The sequence below is a fragment of the Shewanella amazonensis SB2B genome, from assembly GCF_000015245.1.
GTDB lineage: Bacteria > Pseudomonadota > Gammaproteobacteria > Enterobacterales > Shewanellaceae > Shewanella > Shewanella amazonensis.
Genome location: NC_008700.1, coordinates 1,342,152 through 1,359,210, shown reverse-complemented (window position 1 = coordinate 1,359,210; position 17,059 = coordinate 1,342,152). Strand labels below are relative to the sequence as shown.

7 protein-coding genes and 1 pseudogene are annotated in these 17,059 nt (G+C 56.4%); 5 read left to right on the top strand and 3 right to left on the bottom strand.

Annotated elements, in window-relative coordinates; all coding sequences use genetic code 11:
* Position 1 precedes the first annotated feature (1 nt).
* The 3 genes and pseudogenes from SAMA_RS05840 to SAMA_RS05830 form a co-directional block, all read left to right on the top strand.
* Positions 2-2,056, top strand: coding sequence for a PfaB family protein (locus SAMA_RS05840; RefSeq protein ID WP_198134304.1), 2,055 nt, complete (start codon positions 2-4; stop codon positions 2,054-2,056).
* 50 nt (positions 2,057-2,106) lie between these two features.
* Positions 2,107-7,833: a hotdog fold thioesterase gene (locus tag SAMA_RS05835; protein WP_408640220.1), complete on the top strand. Its 5,727-nt coding sequence runs from the start codon at positions 2,107-2,109 to the stop codon at positions 7,831-7,833.
* A gap of 270 nt (positions 7,834-8,103) precedes the next feature.
* Positions 8,104-9,531 (top strand): annotated as a pseudogene (locus SAMA_RS05830) (PfaD family polyunsaturated fatty acid/polyketide biosynthesis protein); the annotation flags it as partial.
* An 831-nt stretch (positions 9,532-10,362) separates the two neighbouring features.
* Here SAMA_RS05830 and SAMA_RS19340 read toward each other — a convergent pair.
* A complete protein-coding gene (locus SAMA_RS19340) occupies positions 10,363-12,168 on the bottom strand; it encodes an ATP-dependent nuclease (protein ID WP_198134303.1) in 1,806 nt (601 codons plus the stop codon).
* Positions 12,169-12,862: 694 nt separating this feature from the next.
* Between SAMA_RS19340 and SAMA_RS05815 the strand changes: the two genes are divergently transcribed.
* On the top strand, positions 12,863-13,234 hold the full coding sequence (locus SAMA_RS05815; protein ID WP_011759226.1) for a VOC family protein: 372 nt from the start codon (positions 12,863-12,865) through the stop codon (positions 13,232-13,234).
* A 153-nt stretch (positions 13,235-13,387) separates the two neighbouring features.
* Here SAMA_RS05815 and SAMA_RS05810 read toward each other — a convergent pair whose 3' ends face one another.
* Positions 13,388-13,720, bottom strand: a complete 333-nt coding sequence (locus tag SAMA_RS05810) for a hypothetical protein (protein ID WP_011759225.1) — start codon at positions 13,718-13,720, stop codon at positions 13,388-13,390.
* Between the two features lie 491 nt (positions 13,721-14,211).
* Here SAMA_RS05810 and SAMA_RS05805 point away from each other — a divergent pair, with 491 nt between their 5' ends.
* Entirely contained in the window at positions 14,212-16,242 is a 2,031-nt protein-coding gene (locus SAMA_RS05805) for a glycoside hydrolase family 97 protein (protein ID WP_011759224.1), read from the top strand.
* A gap of 152 nt (positions 16,243-16,394) precedes the next feature.
* Here the strand turns inward: SAMA_RS05805 and SAMA_RS05800 are convergent, their stop codons facing one another.
* On the bottom strand, positions 16,395-16,994 hold the full coding sequence (locus SAMA_RS05800; RefSeq protein WP_011759223.1) for a histidine phosphatase family protein: 600 nt from the start codon (positions 16,992-16,994) through the stop codon (positions 16,395-16,397).
* Positions 16,995-17,059: the final 65 nt, after the last annotated feature.

Genomic DNA, 17,059 nt, shown 5'->3' with positions numbered 1-17,059 from the left:
AGTGAAGACGCCCCCCCTGAGATTGGCGCTGTGCCGGGTGCAACGCTGCCCGAACGATGCCGTAAGGATCACCGCCAGCGAACCCGACTGGCACGCCCTGATTGAAGAGGCACAAAAGGGTTCAACCATCGCACTGGGTGAAGACGGCACCCTGCTGATGCTGCCGGCACTGGAGGCCGCCAAACAGCGCCTGCATCCGCTGGCACTGCTGCAGGCCCTGGGTTCGGGCAAAAATGCCATTCACACCGCCCTTGCTCAGGCCGGGCGCGCCCCGGCGGATGCGGAAATTCTCTTTGAACCCGTCACGCTGGAATGCGTTATCCGCCACGCGGAGCAACTGGCCAGCCGAACCCATCCGGTATACGGCAATTATTGGAGCCACCCTCGCTATCAGGCGCGGGTCGTGGCGTTGGTGAACACCCCGGACCAGTCCGGTAACGACCAGTCCAGTACTGATGCAGTAAGCAGCAGGATGGCCGGCGGCGACACCCTGGTACTCACCCAGGGTTCGGCGCGGCTGACACTGGGTCTCAACGGCCCCGAATCAGCCCATAACAGCCCCAACACCCTGGTAGCAAATGCGCTGCCCTGGCTGCTGCCACTGGCGTTGCCCAATGCCGATTGGTCCCATATTCAACGGCGACTTACCCAGGTACAGGCAAGCCTCAATGCCATCAAGGATAACTCGGCAAAGGGCCAGGCGGCGCTGGCCAAACTCATTGCCGATGCCGTCGATGAGATGACCCCGGGCTGCCGGGCGCTGGTGCTGGTTGGCGACACGGCCAAGGCCCTGGCCGCCGAGGCCGCCGCCCTCTCCTGGCGGATAGCAGAAAGCCTGCGGGACGACATTGAACTGGTAACCCCGGCTGGCAGCGTGTTTGCTCCGAGCCCTGCCACGGCCGATGGGCTCGCCTTCGTTTACCCCGGTGTGGGCGTGGCCTCAGCCTCCATGCTCTCAAGCCTGCACCTGCGCTTTGCCGACAGTTTTGATGCCCTGGATCAGCAGAGCCGCGAGCACGGGCTCGACGGCCTCAATGCCCTGCTGCAGCCAAGAGAGCTGGAAGACAACCCCAGTCTCGCCGAACAGGCCGTGGCCGGCGTGGGCGCCAGCTACCTGATGGCCCGTATCCTGACGACAGAGCTTGGCCTCAAACCTGCCATTGCCCTTGGGTATTCCATGGGCGAAGCCGCCATGGTGGCCAGCCATGGTCTGTGGCAAGACCCCTTTGCCATGGCGCACGATACCCTCGAGAGCGAACTCTTCAACGAGCAGATCTCAGGTGAGCTCAAGGCCGTGCGGGCCCTGTGGCAGCTGGATGAGGAAACGCCCCAGGACAACCCGGCACCAAAGGCGGCTAAATCCCGCGCCCGTAAAAAAGCCGCAGCCAGCAACGCGCTCAAGTGGCAAAGTGCCGTAGTAAGGCTCAGCGCCGAGGAAATACGCCCCCATCTGGCAGACTTCCCCCGGGTCAGCATTGCCATCGCCCAGGGCCCCAGCACTGTGCTTGCCGGAGACGAAACCGAGCTTAAGCACCTGTGCAAGACCCTTGGCAAACGGCCACTCACCACAGGGCTTGTTACTGCCATGCACACCCCGGCTGCTGCCGCCATCAAGGCGCAGCTCAAGGCATTTTATCTGCGACCACTGGCACAAGTGTCCGGCGACGCCAGGGCAGCTTTGCCTGTGATGCTCAGCGCTGGCACCGATACGCCGCTGCAATTGGCAGACGAGTGTCAACCAGACGCGGTTGCCCATGCCATCGCCACCACCTTCAGCGAGCCGCTGGACTTCACGGCTCTGGTGCTTCGTGCCGCCAAGGCCGGTGCCAGACTCTTTGTGGAGGTGGGCGCCGGACGGCAAACCAGCGGCATCATTCAGGCCATTGCCGACGCCCGCCTGATGCGCCTCAGCGCCCATCCCTGCGACGGTCAGGATGGCAAGGCGCTGCAAAAAACCCTGGCACGCCTCATTGCCCACAGTATTCCGATGAATTTATCCCGCCTGCGCCCTGCCATTGCAGACGCGCCGCGCGCCGCCCAAGAGACAACGCCTTGAGCCAAGATACCCAAACACACTCTCACGCCCAGCCCGCTGATACCGGCACCATCGCCTGCCCCATCGCCATCGTCTCCATGGCGGGGCGCTTTCCCGGTGCCGATGATGCAGACGCCTTCTGGTCGCTGATCACCGAGGGCAAAGATGCCCACAGCCCAATTTGCCAGGATAAACTCGGCGCCCCGGTGGCGGCTTATCTTGGCGAGCAAGGCACAAGTGACCGCTTTTACTGCGACAAAGGCGGCTATCTGCGAAACTTTCGTTTCTCCCCCGAGGGTTACGCCAAACCCGCCAGCGCCATGGCCGAATTGGCCACCCAGGTGGACGAGCATCAACTGTGGGCATTGGATGTGGCCAAATTGGCGCTGCAAAGCCTCAGTTCTTCCCCCGATAAAGCCCGCTGCGGCGTGGTAATGGGCACCTTGTCGTTTCCTACCAAGGCCTCCAACCGTGCCTTTTTGCCCCTATATCACAGGGCGGTGGAAAATGGCCTCAAGGCCCGTTTACCCGGATTCCCGCCGCTACAGCCCTTCGATGGACAAAGCGAGCTTGAGTCGCAGCTCTGGCTGCAGGATACCGCCGCCGATGCCTCGGCGCTTATCAGCGAATGCCTGGGGCTTGAGGGCGTAAGCCTCAGCCTGGATGCGGCCTGCGCCAGCTCGGTGTACGCCATCAAGCTTGCCTGCGATTACCTCGCCACAGGCAAGGCCGATGTGATGCTGGCGGGCGCCGTGAGCGGCGCCGATCCCTTTTTTATCAGCATGGGGTTTTCCATTTTCCATGCGTTCCCGGACCACGGCCTGAGCGCGCCCCTCGATAAGCACTCCGGCGGCCTGTACGCCGGGGAAGGCGCCGGGGTATTGGTGCTCAAACGCCTGGACGACGCCAAACGCGATGGCGACACCATTCACGGCATAATCCGCGGTGTGGGCCTGTCCAACGATGGCCGCGGCCAGTTTGTGTTAAGCCCGGCCAGCAAGGGGCAAATCAAGGCGTTCGAGCGGGCCTACGATGAAGCAGGCATCGCGCCCGGCGCCGTGGAAGTGGTGGAATGCCATGCCACCGGCACCCCCCTTGGCGATAAGGTGGAACTCACCTCGCTGGAAAGCTTTTTTGAGTCGCGCCTCGATGGCAGCGCGCCGCCCCTAATCGGCTCGGTAAAATCCAACCTCACGCACCTGTTAACGGCGGCAGGCATGCCCGGCATCATCAAACTGATGCTGGCGATGAAGCACAAACTGTTGCCGCCCACGGTGCGCCTCTCCAGCCCATTAAGCTCCCCCAGAGGGCTCTTTGGCGAAGACCAGATGGTGACCTCTGCCCGCCCCTGGCCGGCCAAGACGCAAAATAGCGCCTGTGTGGCCGGATTGTCGGTGTTTGGTTTTGGTGGCTGTAACGCCCACCTGGTGCTGGAATCCCCCGACGCCGCCGACGCCATCCTTGCCAATCGCCTTCGCCCTGGATTCAAAGACACGGCAAGTGGCGATTTGGGTATCGATGGACTTGCCGGACATTTCGGCGCTGCAACCCATGTGAGCGAGCTTGCCAGGCTCATAAAAGACAACAAACACGCCCTTGTCCCGCTGCCCGAAGGGCGCTGGAAAGGCCTTGAGCACCTGAGGGACGGCTCTGATGCCACCCGCGAGGCTAACGGCGGCTTTATTGACAGCTTCGAGCTGGACTTCTTGCGCTTCAGGCTGCCGCCCCATCCGGGAGACAGGCTGGTTGCCCAGCAGCTGCTGCTGATGAAGGTGGCAGACGAAGCCATTCGCGATGCAGGCCTTGAGACCGGCAGTAAGGTGGCCGTGCTGGTCGCCATGGAAACCGAGCTTGAGCTGCATCAGTTCCGTGGCCGCGTTAACCTGCATACCCAATTGGCCGACAGCCTTGCACGGGCTGGCATAGTGCTCAGCGATGATGAATATCAGGCGCTGGAGCAACTGGCCATGGATGCGGTACTGCCATCGGCCAGCCTGAATCAGTACACTAGCTACATTGGCAACATCATGGCCTCCCGCGTGGCCTCCCAGTGGGACTTCAATGGCCCCGCCTTTACCCTGTCGGCGGGCGAGCTCTCGGTGGCCCGTGCGCTGGAGGTGGCAGGCAACCTCTTTGCCACCCAGCAGCTGGATGCCGTGGTTGTGGCTGCGGTGGACTTGGCAGGCAGCGCCGAAAAAATCTGGCATTGGGGCAACGCCTTACAGGCCATGGGGCTCCCCCCCGGTGAAGGGGCAGGCGCTTTGGTGCTGAAGACTGGCAGCCAAGGCCGCTATGGCGCGCTCACGGCGCCGGTATTCAGTACCCCTGACAAGGCCGATGTCACAGGCATCAGTGAACACAGCCCCAGCGGCAAGCTTGGCCGTATGCTCGACATCAGTCACCACAGTGCCAGCGCCCGCCTCGGCCACAGTTTTGCGGCTGCCAATATGGCGAGCCTGCAACATGCGCTGCTGTCGCTGACGCTTGGGGAAAATGCCGGGCAGCCAAACGCTGCCGTGCTGCTCGATGGCGCCGCGCACAGCGCCCGGGTTGAACTCAGTCAAAGCGAAATTCAACGCGAGGCCCTTAATCAGCGCCTGATAAACGGCTTACCCGCCCCCCAAGGCAAGCAACTGCTGCAAAGAATACAGCTTGGCGGCAGAGATATTCGCGGCCACATACTCAGCGCCGAACTGCCCTTTGAAGCAGAGATCCGGGCCAAATTGGCACAGGCCGCCGCCGGGCAGGCAGCGTTACCGTTGCCGGAAAAGACACCGTCACAGGACAAGACACAGTTGCCAGAAGAGACACCGGCTCCAGCGTCGCAGCACAATATAAACCCACAGATGACACACAAATCACAGACCCAAGCCTCTGCTCAGCCATTCGCGCCACACCCCGGCCAGCCCCTTGCGGCGCCCCTGGTTCAAAACCGCCTTGCGGCCATGGAAGCACATCAGGCATTCCTGCAAAGCCGGGAAGCCGGGCTTAAACTCGCCCGCGCGCTCATGGCGGATATCACGGGCGACGCAGCGGGCATCAGTAATGCCGCCATCGTCGCGGCCGTGGGTGAGCAAAAGCCGCTGCAGCGCAGCCTGCCCAAGGCCCAGCGCAGCCTTCCCAATCTAGAGCTCAGCCTGCCTGCTGCCGCCTTCAATGCAACTACCGCCGCTCAGGCGGTAAAAGACTGCATCTGGGATTATGCCGATTTGGTGCAGTACGCCGAGGGTGATATCGCCCCTGTGTTTGGCCCGGATTACGCCATTATCGACAGCTACAAGCGCCGGGTGCGCCTGCCCACCACCGACTATCTGCTGGTGTCCCGGGTCACCAAACTCGATGCCAAACTGGGCGAGTACAAACCCAGCACCATGACCACCGAATACGATATTCCGCTGGATGCCCCCTACCTGGTGGACGGGCAAATTCCCTGGGCGGTGGCGGTGGAGTCGGGCCAGTGCGATCTCATGCTTATCTCCTTCCTCGGCATCGACCTTGAGAACAAGGGCGAGCGGGTCTATCGGCTGCTGGACTGCACCCTTACCTTCCTGGGTGATCTGCCCCGTGGCGGCGATACCTTAAGGTACGATATTTCCATCAACAATTACGCCCGCAACGGCGACACCCTGCTGTTTTTCTTCTCCTACGAGTGCTTTGTGGGCGATAAGCTTATCCTCAAGATGGATGGCGGCTGCGCCGGTTTCTTTACCGATGCCGAGCTTGCCGACGGCAAAGGGGTTATCCGCACCGAGGACGAAATCAAACAGCGCAGCGCCGCCATGGCGAATCCGCGCCACTTCAAGCCGCTGATTGCCTGCGATAAAACGGCATTTGGGTACGACAAGGTCTCGCGTCTTCTCAGCGCCGATGTGGCGGGCTGCTTTGGCCCAAGCCATGATTTGGGCTTCCATCAGCCCTCCCTCTGTTTTGCTTCTGAAAAGTTTTTGATGATTGAAGAAGTCAGCAAGGTGGATGTACAGGGCGGCGCCTGGGGCCTTGGGCTTATCGAAGGCCATAAGCAGCTTGAGCCAGACCACTGGTATTTCCCCTGTCATTTCAAAGACGATCAGGTAATGGCAGGCTCGCTGATGGCCGAAGGCTGCGGTCAGCTGCTGCAGTTTTACATGCTGCATCTGGGGCTGCATAAGCTCACCCAAAACGGCCGCTTCCAGCCACTTAAAGATGCGCCGCAAAAGGTGCGCTGCCGTGGTCAGGTACTGCCCCAGTCAAACCGCCTCACTTACCGCATGGAAGTCACCGACATCGGCCTCACCCCCTCTCCCTGGGCCAAGGCCAATATCGAAATCATCCTCGATGGCAAGGTGGTAGTGGACTTCCAGAATCTGGGCGTAATGCTCAAAGAAGACGATGACTGCACCCGCTACGGCGCAGACAACAGCAGGGTGGATTTCCCCTCTCACAATACCGGCGTGATGCTCAAAGAAGATGACGATTGTCATCGCTACGGCGCAACAAACGAAACAGCGGCCATTTGCGACAATAAGGCACTGCTCGAAGGCCGTCAGGCGTCCATCAATGCGCCGCTGATGACCCACGAACCAGACCTGAATGCCACACCAATTAAAGGCGTGGTACCGGTGAAGCATATCGAGGCGCCGCTGACAAAAGACAGTTCACCCAAATCGGCAAATCGCACCCCGGATACGGTGCCCTTTACCCCCTGGCATCTGTTTGAGTTTGCCACCGGCAACATTGAAAACTGCTTCGGCCCCGAGTTCGCCGTGTACCGCGGCCTTATTCCGCCGCGCACCCCCTGCGGCGACTTGCAGCTCACCACCCGGGTGGTGGAGGTTAACGGCAAGCGCGGCGATTTCAAATCCCCGGCATCCTGCATCGGCGAATACGAAGTGCCGCCCAAGGCCTGGTATTTTGCCGAAAACAGCCATCCGGCGCGCATGCCCTACTCCATTTTGATGGAAATCGCCCTGCAGCCAAACGGCTTTATCTCGGGCTATATGGGCACCACCCTCGGTTTCCCCGGGCTTGAGCTGTTTTTCCGCAATCTCGATGGTGAAGGCACCCTGATTAAAGACATCGACCTTCGCGGCAAGACCATCAGTAACGACTCGCGCCTGCTGAGCACTGTGATGTCCGGCACCAATATCATCCAGACCTTCAGCTTTGCGCTGGCGGCGGACGGTGAGCCCTTCTATGAAGGCAAGGCGGTGTTTGGTTACTTCAAGGCCGAGGCGCTTACCCACCAGTTGGGGCTGGATAACGGCAAGGTCACCACCCCCTGGATTGAGGTGCAAAAGCTAAGCCCTGACATCAGCTACAAGCTGCGCGACAACGGCTGCGCCCTGTATCAGGCCGCCCCCGGCAAGCCCCATCTGCGCCTGCCGGGCGGCCGCCTTAACTTTGTCGACAAGGTGGATATAGTCCGCGCTGGCGGCAAGGCAGGCCTTGGCTATGTGTACGGCGAGCGCAACATTGACCCAAGCGACTGGTTCTTCCGCTTCCACTTCCATCAGGACCCAGTGATGCCGGGCTCCCTCGGGGTTGAGGCCATTATCGAGCTGCTTTCAAGCTTCGCGCTGGACTCAGGCCTTGGAAATGAGTTTGCCAATCCGCGCTTTAATCACTGCTTAAGCCGTGTGAAGTGGAAATACCGCGGCCAAATCAGCCCTTTAAATAAGCAGATGTCGCTGGAGCTGCACGTGACTGCCATTGAAAGGGAAACAGGCCGCGTTACCCTCAAGGCCGACGCCTGGCTTGCCAAAGATGGCCTGCGCATATACGAAATCAGCGATTTGGCACTGGCAATTGAAGAAGCCTGAAGCGCCACGACAAAACAGCATTGAACGCGGCCAACTGCCGCTGATAAGAAGAATTGCGGTACTGACCGCCATAAGAGAGACAAGATGAGCACAGCTTTCAAGTGGCCATGGGCCATAGACCAAGCCTCGGGCATAAGCCATGTGGACGCCTTTAAGTCGGCATTGCTTGAGCTGAATAAGCCCCTGTATGTGGCGCGCCTGCCCGGTGGTGAGCTTTGCCTGAGCCACGATGCTTCTGAGCAACAACCGGAGCAAGGCCGAGAGCCCGGGCTGCTGCCGGTGGCCGCTTTTGCCGCCCCCTTTGCCGCCTGTGAGCTTGGCAGTGAGGATTTTCGCCGCTGCCACGGGGTAAAATACGCCTACTACGCTGGCGCCATGGCCAATGGCATCGCCTCCGAAGAGCTGGTAATCGCCCTCGGTAAAGCAGGCATCCTCTGCTCCTTTGGCGCCGCAGGATTGGTGCCAGCCCGTGTTGAAGCCGCCATCAAGCGCATTCAGGCCGAGCTGCCACAGGGCCCCTACGCCTTTAACCTCATCCACAGCCCAAGCGAACCTGCGCTGGAGCAAGGCGCGGTGGAGCTTTACTTAAAGCACGGCGTGCACACGGTAGAAGCCTCAGCCTTTTTGGCGCTGACCCCGCACATAGTGCGCTACCGCGCCGCAGGCTTAAGCCGCGACAACGATGGCAATATCGTCATTAAAAACAAGGTGATTGCCAAAATCAGCCGCACCGAGGTCGCCAGCCACTTTATGAAGAGTGCGCCGAAAAAGATGCTCGATACCCTGGTAGCCGAGGGCCATATCAGCACTGAGCAGGCCGAGCTTGCCTTGCTGGTGCCCATGGCCGATGACATCACCGCCGAAGCCGACTCCGGCGGCCACACCGACAACCGTCCGCTGGTGACTCTGCTGCCCACCATTCTGGCGCTGCGTGACGAGCTGGCAACCAGCCAATCGTTCGCTACCCCCATCCGTGTCGGCGCAGGCGGCGGCATAGGCACGCCGGATGCGGCCTTGGCCGCCTTTAATATGGGGGCGGATTTTATCGTCACCGGCTCCATCAATCAGGCCTGTATCGAGGCCGGTGCCAGCGAGCACACCCGTAAGCTGCTCGCCACCACCGAAATGGCCGATGTGACCATGGCACCGGCCGCCGACATGTTCGAGATGGGCGTTAAGCTTCAGGTAGTAAAACGCGGCACTCTGTTCCCGATGCGCGCCAACAAGCTGTACGAGATTTACAGCCGCTACGACAGCATCGAAGCCATACCGGCAGATGAGCGCCAAAAGCTCGAAGCCCAGGTGTTTCGCGCCAGCCTCGATGACATTTGGCAAGGCACTGTGGCGCATTTTATGGAGCGCGATCCAAGTCAGATTCAGCGCGCCGAGGGTAACCCCAAGCGCAAGATGGCACTGATTTTCCGCTGGTATCTGGGGCTCTCCAGCCGCTGGTCGAATACCGGCGAAGCAGGCCGCGAGATGGATTATCAAATCTGGGCAGGCCCGGCACTCGGCGCCTTTAACGGCTGGTCGAAGGGAACTTACCTTGATGATTACCGCGAGCGCCGCGCAGTGGACTTGGCGCTGCATTTGCTCAGCGGGGCAGCGTATTTACATCGGGTGAATTCCTTGAAGGCTCAAGGGATTGTGTTGCCTTCTGCGGTGGCGCGGTATCGACCGTTGGAGCCGTTGGCTTAATGCGTAAGCCAAACTAACGCTCAATGTGCATGTTGCCAGTCGGATAGTCGGTGGTCAGTTGCACTGGACGGTATGAATGAAAAAACCAGCCATAGCGCTGGTTTTTTGTTTCCTCGCATTTGCTGATGGGTGCAGGGGAAAACCTGCGTGTTTTTTATTAAATTAAGTCGCTTTGCAAGCGACAGAAAAGTCGTGGGTCTCCGACCCACACCCGGGGAAAGGGGGCAGTATCGACTTGCCCCCTTGTCCAATCCCCCAGCGACCCCAGACGAAGCCGAGCACTTTGGTCTTATGGGCTGAAAACGGCCACCGTGACCGACTCGCTCCAAGCTCGACGGTCACTGTCTCGGCATCCATGCCTCGACTTACCCGTTTCACTCAGCCCAACAACCAAAGCGGCTTCAATGGGGGCAATGCGGTACAATCTGCAAGTGAAGAGTTATGTTACCGTCAGTGTACCCACTCGAGATAACGCAAGCTCATCGTGCAAATAAATGCCGTGCCTACACTCACCTTCTTTGGTACGTCTCGAGTGTTTTAACGAAAAGCAAAAATGTAAGCACACCCAACATGACCGGAACTATGTAAAAAAACCATGAAAAGCGTTCAAATACAGCCGTGATATGTGAAGTCGGTTGCTCAGTCAAGCCATTCGCCCACATAGCAGCTTTGTAAGTACAAAAAGCCAATATTGCAGTAACTACAGCACCAATTTGCCAAACGTAGCCAGTGATCTCGAAAAGCTGGTCGATTAGCATTTCTAGTGAAGAACTTCTGCGTCCCATGCTGTTCATCCCCCGGTGTAAAGCCAAAATTAAGATGTAAGCAAAATTACCATTCATACACAAAGCGAAGCATTCTCTCAAAGTCATGTAAATCGCGAAGCTCTCCAACATTTCCAAGTAAGTCGCTAATTCTATTCCATGCTTGATAAGGCTTGTCTTTTCCAGATAAACGAGAATTAGGCCATAGTAAATCCTCTAGGGTATCTTCGACCAAAAATTTATCTACATTCGGTGCTGCGCTGTCAATTTTTGCATTGGCTCGATAAGGATCAATACCCGTTGCAACTTGTAACTCATCGTCTGTGCGACCTTTTCGATCCAAATCATGAACAATTCTAAATGGCACCTCAAAGTTAGCTAGTAACCTTGCAATTGCGGGGATTGTCCACTTACCTCCGCAAGAAACTATTGTGGTGTTCTCTACATTGCTTGTATCCATCTCAAGTGCATCAAGAATCTCATATGCTCTCTTGAAGATAGCCACCTCTGTATCGCCTTCAACTAAAACCACACGACTAGCAAAAAACGCTTCACATACTGTTGGATGAAAATCTAAGGTCGCTCTTAAGGCTTGTCGCTCTCTATCTCCATTTTCAACATTGGAAAATGGATCAGATTGCAACTGCTTTAATTCTGTAGGGCTTCCCCTACCATTTCTTGAGACCAGGACTAACGACATAGGGTCTGAAGCTACATCAATCAGAAACGGTGAGTGAGTTGTTGAAATCACTTGCCAATGATTACTGGCGCCAATAGTCTCAAGTATGGATTTCAGCTTTCTCATTAAATGAGGATGAATATACAACTCCGGCTCTTCAAACAGTAACAAGGTTGACTTAACCTGTTCACCTTCTTGAGCAATTTCCATTTTCGTTATTGTTTCTAGCAGTGCAAATGTTAGAGCTCGTTGTGCACCACTTCCCTGATTATCAGGGGATGTTGTATGCCCATCATTTACTAAAAGTGTTGCGCCAGAGTTTATAAACTTCTCAAAGTCTGGTGAATTAAGACTCATTATAACTTCGGCATCCAATATACTTGACAAACGTTCGGTCAATAAATCGGTTATACGCCTAATCTCTTCGAACTCATCTTCAGACTGCCCCCGCATTTTATCAGTTAATAACTGAATTGCTGATTGTAAACCTCTAAATTCTTCTGAACGCGCGACTGCTGGCATAACAACGGAAGATAAAAGTTGATTAAATGGCGATTTCCCAGTGGTTTTCAGGTCATCTCCAATCTTGCTAACCGCCGGTATAACCACACACTTGGGTAAAGCTTGTTGTAAAGCGGGTTTAATGCTAATACCTTCACTAGTCCAGATATAATCACCCGCAGCAATCAGTTCTGGATGATTTTCCCTTAGATGCTGCTTTATAACTTCTCTGTTTGATACTGTTTTCCAGCTAGTGCCGTTGAAACCTCGTTCGCTTGCAATTTCTTTGATGGTCTGAGATAAATCTCTCCATCCAGAGGACCAACCTTCAATTTGCTCTTCTCTAATATAAGCTTCATACTCAACATTAACTGAAGAATTGGCAACATCTGCCGACGCCACTAAACGCAAGTGAATTTCATTATTTTGAACAATGCCAGCAACACCAGGACATGTAGACTCCCATGGCTGTAAATTTGTAAATAAGCACTCAATTATCACAGGCTCGTCATAATTATGATTTCTCCAATCAGATAGCTGAGGTTTAATCTGATTCAAAAAACAATCTATAGCACTCAACACTGTTGATTTACCAGCATTATTAGGCCCGATCAACGATGTATAATTCCTCAGAGTGAATTCTATTCTGTCTATTGACCTAAAGTTTGATATCTTTATTTTTGAAAGTTCCATTTCCATTCCTATTTATAAAATATTAATAACATATAGTTTCAGGCACTCTTCCATTTTACGGTTCAAGCTATTTACTAATTACAGCGATAACTCGATTGTCTAAGGTTTGAGCCCAATCCCGCTCGAAGCGGCCGCGGGGAGTTTGAGCGTATGGCGTAGCCGAGACAGGGATGTCGAGGCACGAGGGTCGAGCAGGATGCGAGTCTCTCGTGTAGCCAAATGCGCTCACACTACCAAGGGGCTTTCCGCTTCGTTGCGGGTCGCTGGGGGATTGGACAAGGGGGCCAGTCGAAACGGCCCCCTTTCCCCGGGTGTGGGTTGGAAACCCACAACTTCCCGTCGCTTGCAAAGCGATAAACCAACCTAACCCGCAGGATGTAACCCTGCCAACCAAGCCAGAAGCGGCAGCTTCAAAAAGTCCAACTGTGGGGGAATGGGAGTGCGAAAAGCGGGGCAAGTCCCTTTGAAAGCGTATCGAATCGACGGCCATCATCCCTAATCAGCACCTTTGTCAGCATCAAAACGAAAACTCTGGTTACACACTTATATCAGCCATGCCTTAACCATTGTTTTCCCTTGATTATTCATCAATGGCATCCACTGTATAACATGCAGTAAAAAGCAGCAACACCCACAGCACCAAAGCTCAGACAACTATACTTAAAGAGGTCAAACGTCGCTGGAGCACAGCAAGATGAACACCACATCCCATGGCCTGCGGGCCGTAAAAGTAATCGCCATCGCCGTAAACGACATGGCACGGGCAAACCACTTCTACAGCGAGGTGCTGGCGCTGAAGCCGGCAATGGATAAGGGGGAGCTGAGGGGCTATCGCCTCGGGGAGCTGGTATTGATGTTAAAGGACGAATGGTATGGCACCCCCACCAGCGAACCCAATCCGCGCATTACCATAGAGTGTGACCATGCGCCGGACACCGAGGCCTATTTACGGGCAAGGGAGGTGACCATCGCCGACCCTGTTACCACGGTGGAAGAAGGCTATCTGGTGGGCAGCTTTCTTGACAGCGAAGGCAACAAGTTCTGGTTCTGCTCGGTAAACGGCTAAAGGCAACGGCCGAGGGCTGAAACAACAACATGCACCTAAGGGCGAGCCTTTGGCTGAGATGGCCGCAAGGCTCGCCGCCTTTCTCTATACTCTGGCACCAACCTCAGGCGCCGAGCGCCGCTATAAATTCAGGCGCCGAGCGCCGCTGTAAACTCAGGCGCCAAGTGCCGCTATCCAGTCTTCCGGATTGGCGACGATAAACTCATAGCTGTCGCCGCCCCTTAAGCTGATGCGCAGTGCATCCCGGGTCACGGGCAAAATGCCGCCGCCTTTACCGAGGCATTTTTCTGCCTTGGCTATTTCGGTGCGCGAGAGCTGATAAGGCCCCAATCCAAACTGGGTGTTGTAAGGGGTAAATTCGAGGCTTGATGAGGTTAAACAGAGTTTACCGTCGGCACGGGCAACGCCGCGCTGCACGGCGGCAGTGGCGGATTTGAGAATGCTGTCTGGGTGAGAAAGTGATGCGGCGTTTTGTGGCTGACTCATGATGGCCTCCTGATTGCCTATGCATGTCCTGAAATACCAGTCCTGAAATACCAGTCCTGAAATACCAGTCCTGAAATACCAGTCCTGAAATACAGATTCCTTTTATACAACAATCGCCTGCACTATTTGAGTTGAGATTGGACAAGGCCGTAAATTTCATCTGAAAACCCAACCTTTGACTTACACAGCACCCATCAGAGCAGCCCGGGGTGTTAACCAGGCTATGGGCACTGCTGTCGCTGTGGGCAAAGCTCTCGTAGTAGTTGCGCTGTAGGCACTGCTGTCGCGGTACTGGCGCTGTAGGCACTGCTCTCGCAGTACTTGCGCGGTGGGCACTTCGCTGTGGGCACGCTAGCCGCAAGGCGACGCCATGCCTTCGCTGTGGGCACTGACGTCTGCCGGGCTGAATACGTATGCAGCTTATGTCCCCCGGCGCACACCTTCGCTAAGGTGGTCACAAATAAAAAATGACACCTTACAAGGAATGATAAATGCGCTATTCACTGCTGCTGTTGGCCATGGCCGCCAGCCTGCCATTGCAGGCCAAAACCTTAAGCCTCAAGTCCCCCAATGGCGAGATTGAACTTAGGGTAAGCGATGATGACGCCCCCCACTACGCCGTGCTGTTTCATGGTAAGCCTGTGATTGGCGCCTCCAAACTGGGGTTTGATTTCACCAATGCCGCCAACTTTCGCGGCGGTTTTGATATCACAGACAGCCAAAGGGCCACGGTGGACAGCAGCTGGGAGCAGCCCTGGGGCGAGGCGCGCATCATTGAAGATAAGCACAACGAGCTTGTGGTGAGCTTTACTCACCCAGACAGCAAACAAGCCTACAAGGTGCGCTTTCGCGCCTTTGACGATGGCGTGGGCTTTCGCTACGAGGTCAATGCCAATACGCCCCTGAACATAGGCCGCGAGCTCACCGAGTTTGCCATTGAGGATGCCGACAAGGCCGAGGCCTGGTGGATCCCGGGCCGTGGCTGGAACCGCTACGAGTATCTCTATCAGCACAGCAAGCTTGCCGATGCCGCCCTGGTGCAAACGCCTTTTACCTTAAAAAACAAGGATGGGGTGCATATTGCCATCCACGAGGCGGCCCTGGTGGACTACGCCGCCATGACCCTGAATCAGCGCCGACCCGGCACCTTTGTTGCCGAGCTCACCCCCTGGTCAGATGGGGTGGCGGTTAAAACCAATGGCACCTTCAACACCCCCTGGCGCACGCTGCACATTGCGCCCAATGCCACCGGACTGATTAACTCGCACCTTATACTTAATCTTAACGAGCCCAATCAGCTTGGGGATGTGTCCTGGGTCGAGCCCGGCAAGTACGTGGGTATTTGGTGGGGCATGCACATCAATAAAAACACCTGGGGCAGCGGCAGCCAGCATGGCGCCACCACAGCTGAGACCAAAAAGTACCTGCGCTTTGCCGCCGACAATGGCTTTGATGGGGTGCTGGTGGAAGGCTGGAATATCGGCTGGGACGGCGACTGGTTCCACAATGGCGATTTGTTCAGCTTTACCAAGCCCTTTGCCGATTTTGATATCAAGGCCATTGCCGATTATGGCCGCGAAGTGGGCGCCAGGCTGATTGGCCACCACGAAACCTCCGGCAGCGTCAGCAACTACCGCAAACAGTGGGACGGCGCCTTCAGTCTGTACCAAAAGATGGGCGTTGCCCAAGTAAAAACCGGCTATGTGGCCGATGGCGGCAACATCAAACGCATCGATGAAAACGGCCTTGAGCGCTTTGAGTGGCACGATGGCCAGTTTATGGTGGGCGAGTATCTGGATAACGTGAAAACCGCCGCCAAATACCAGATAAGCATCAACACCCACGAGCCCATCAAGGACACAGGACTGCGCCGCACCTACCCCAACTGGCTGGCCCGCGAGGGTGCCCGTGGGCAGGAATACAATGCCTGGGGCAATCCGCCCAACCCGCCGGAGCACATCGCCATGCTGTCGTTCACCCGCATGCTGGCAGGCCCCATGGACTTTACTCCGGGTATCTTCGACATGAGCTTTAATGGCCTTGGCGACAACACAAACCGCCCCCAAAGCACCCTCGCCAAGCAGCTGGCCCTGTATGTGGTGCTCTACAGCCCCATCCAGATGGCGGCCGATTTGCCCGAGAACTACTTAAAACGCCCGGACGCCTTTCAATTTATCAAAGACGTACCCACAGACTGGGAGCAGAGTATTGCCCTCGATGGCGCGGTGGGCGACTTTGTGGTGATGGCCCGTAAAGAGCGCAAAGCCCGCCAATACAGCGGCAACGACTGGTATCTGGGCGCCGTGACCGACGAAAATGCCCGGGATGTGACGGTGAAGCTGGATTTCCTCGAGCCCGGCAAAACCTTTGAGGCGCAGATTTATCAGGACGGCAAAGACGCCGAGTGGAAATGGCGCCCCTATGAGATGGATATCAAAAAGCAAACCGTACGCAAGGGCGATACCCTCAGCCTGCATCTGGCCGAAGGTGGCGGCGCCGCTGTACGCCTGAAAGCACTCTAAGGCCAAAGGCAGCCGCCCAGATCAGTCATCCGGGCATAACCCTTTCACTACCTCACCTTTGACTAACTGGCTTTTGACTAACCGGCTTTTGCCAACAAAAACACCCGCTGCTGCGGGTGTTTTTTACCTGATGATGGGGATCGCAGGTTAAATCAAGCGACGCATGGCTCGGCAAGGCAATCGATTCGGGTCACAGTTCCTTCTTCAAGGATAAAAAACGCATCCTGGGGCAGGTCCTGACGCCAGCAGTCTTGGTAACTTAAATCCAGCAACATACCCCGCAGTGCTATGCCGGTCAGGGCATGGCTGACCACCACTATGTCGCCCGTTGGGGGCAGCTCGGCCAGCCAGCTTTCAAGCCGGGATCTCACCTCGTCGAAAGACTCCGCTTGCGGTGCATGCAGGTACCAGTCGCCCATCCCTTCAAGCTCGGGGTGCTGACTCTTGATGCTGGGCACGGTTCTTTGCTCCCACAGTCCCAGGGCAAACTCCATCAGTCTGGGCTCTTTGATGATGGGGGTATCGGGTTTATCCAGCGCCCGACACACAATCTCGGCGGTTTGCACCGCGCGGCCAAGGGAGCTGGCATAGAGATGAAATGTCGGGCCCAAATGCGTTTTCAGCGCGGCGCCCACCGCCTGAGCCTGGGCCCGCCCTTTTGGCGTCAACGGCGAGTTGCAGTGACCCTGCAATTTCTGCTCAACGTTAAAATGGGTTTCCCCGTGCCTTAATACAAAAAATCGTCTGCTCATGGTCGGCTCCTGCTACATCAACTGCTGCAAAAGTTAACCGAATCGGCAGCCGGGAACAAAAACCG

Bases quoted from the DNA above. Each gene is read 5' to 3' on its own strand.
- SAMA_RS05815 (WP_011759226.1), top strand. From the start codon at position 12,863: ATGAACACCACATCCCATGGCCTGCGGGCCGTAAAAGTAATCGCCATC.
- SAMA_RS05810 (WP_011759225.1), bottom strand. From the start codon at position 13,720: ATGAGTCAGCCACAAAACGCCGCATCACTTTCTCACCCAGACAGCATT.
- SAMA_RS05800 (WP_011759223.1), bottom strand. From the start codon at position 16,994: ATGAGCAGACGATTTTTTGTATTAAGGCACGGGGAAACCCATTTTAAC.
- SAMA_RS05805 (WP_011759224.1), top strand. From the start codon at position 14,212: ATGCGCTATTCACTGCTGCTGTTGGCCATGGCCGCCAGCCTGCCATTG.
- SAMA_RS19340 (WP_198134303.1), bottom strand. From the start codon at position 12,168: ATGGAACTTTCAAAAATAAAGATATCAAACTTTAGGTCAATAGACAGA.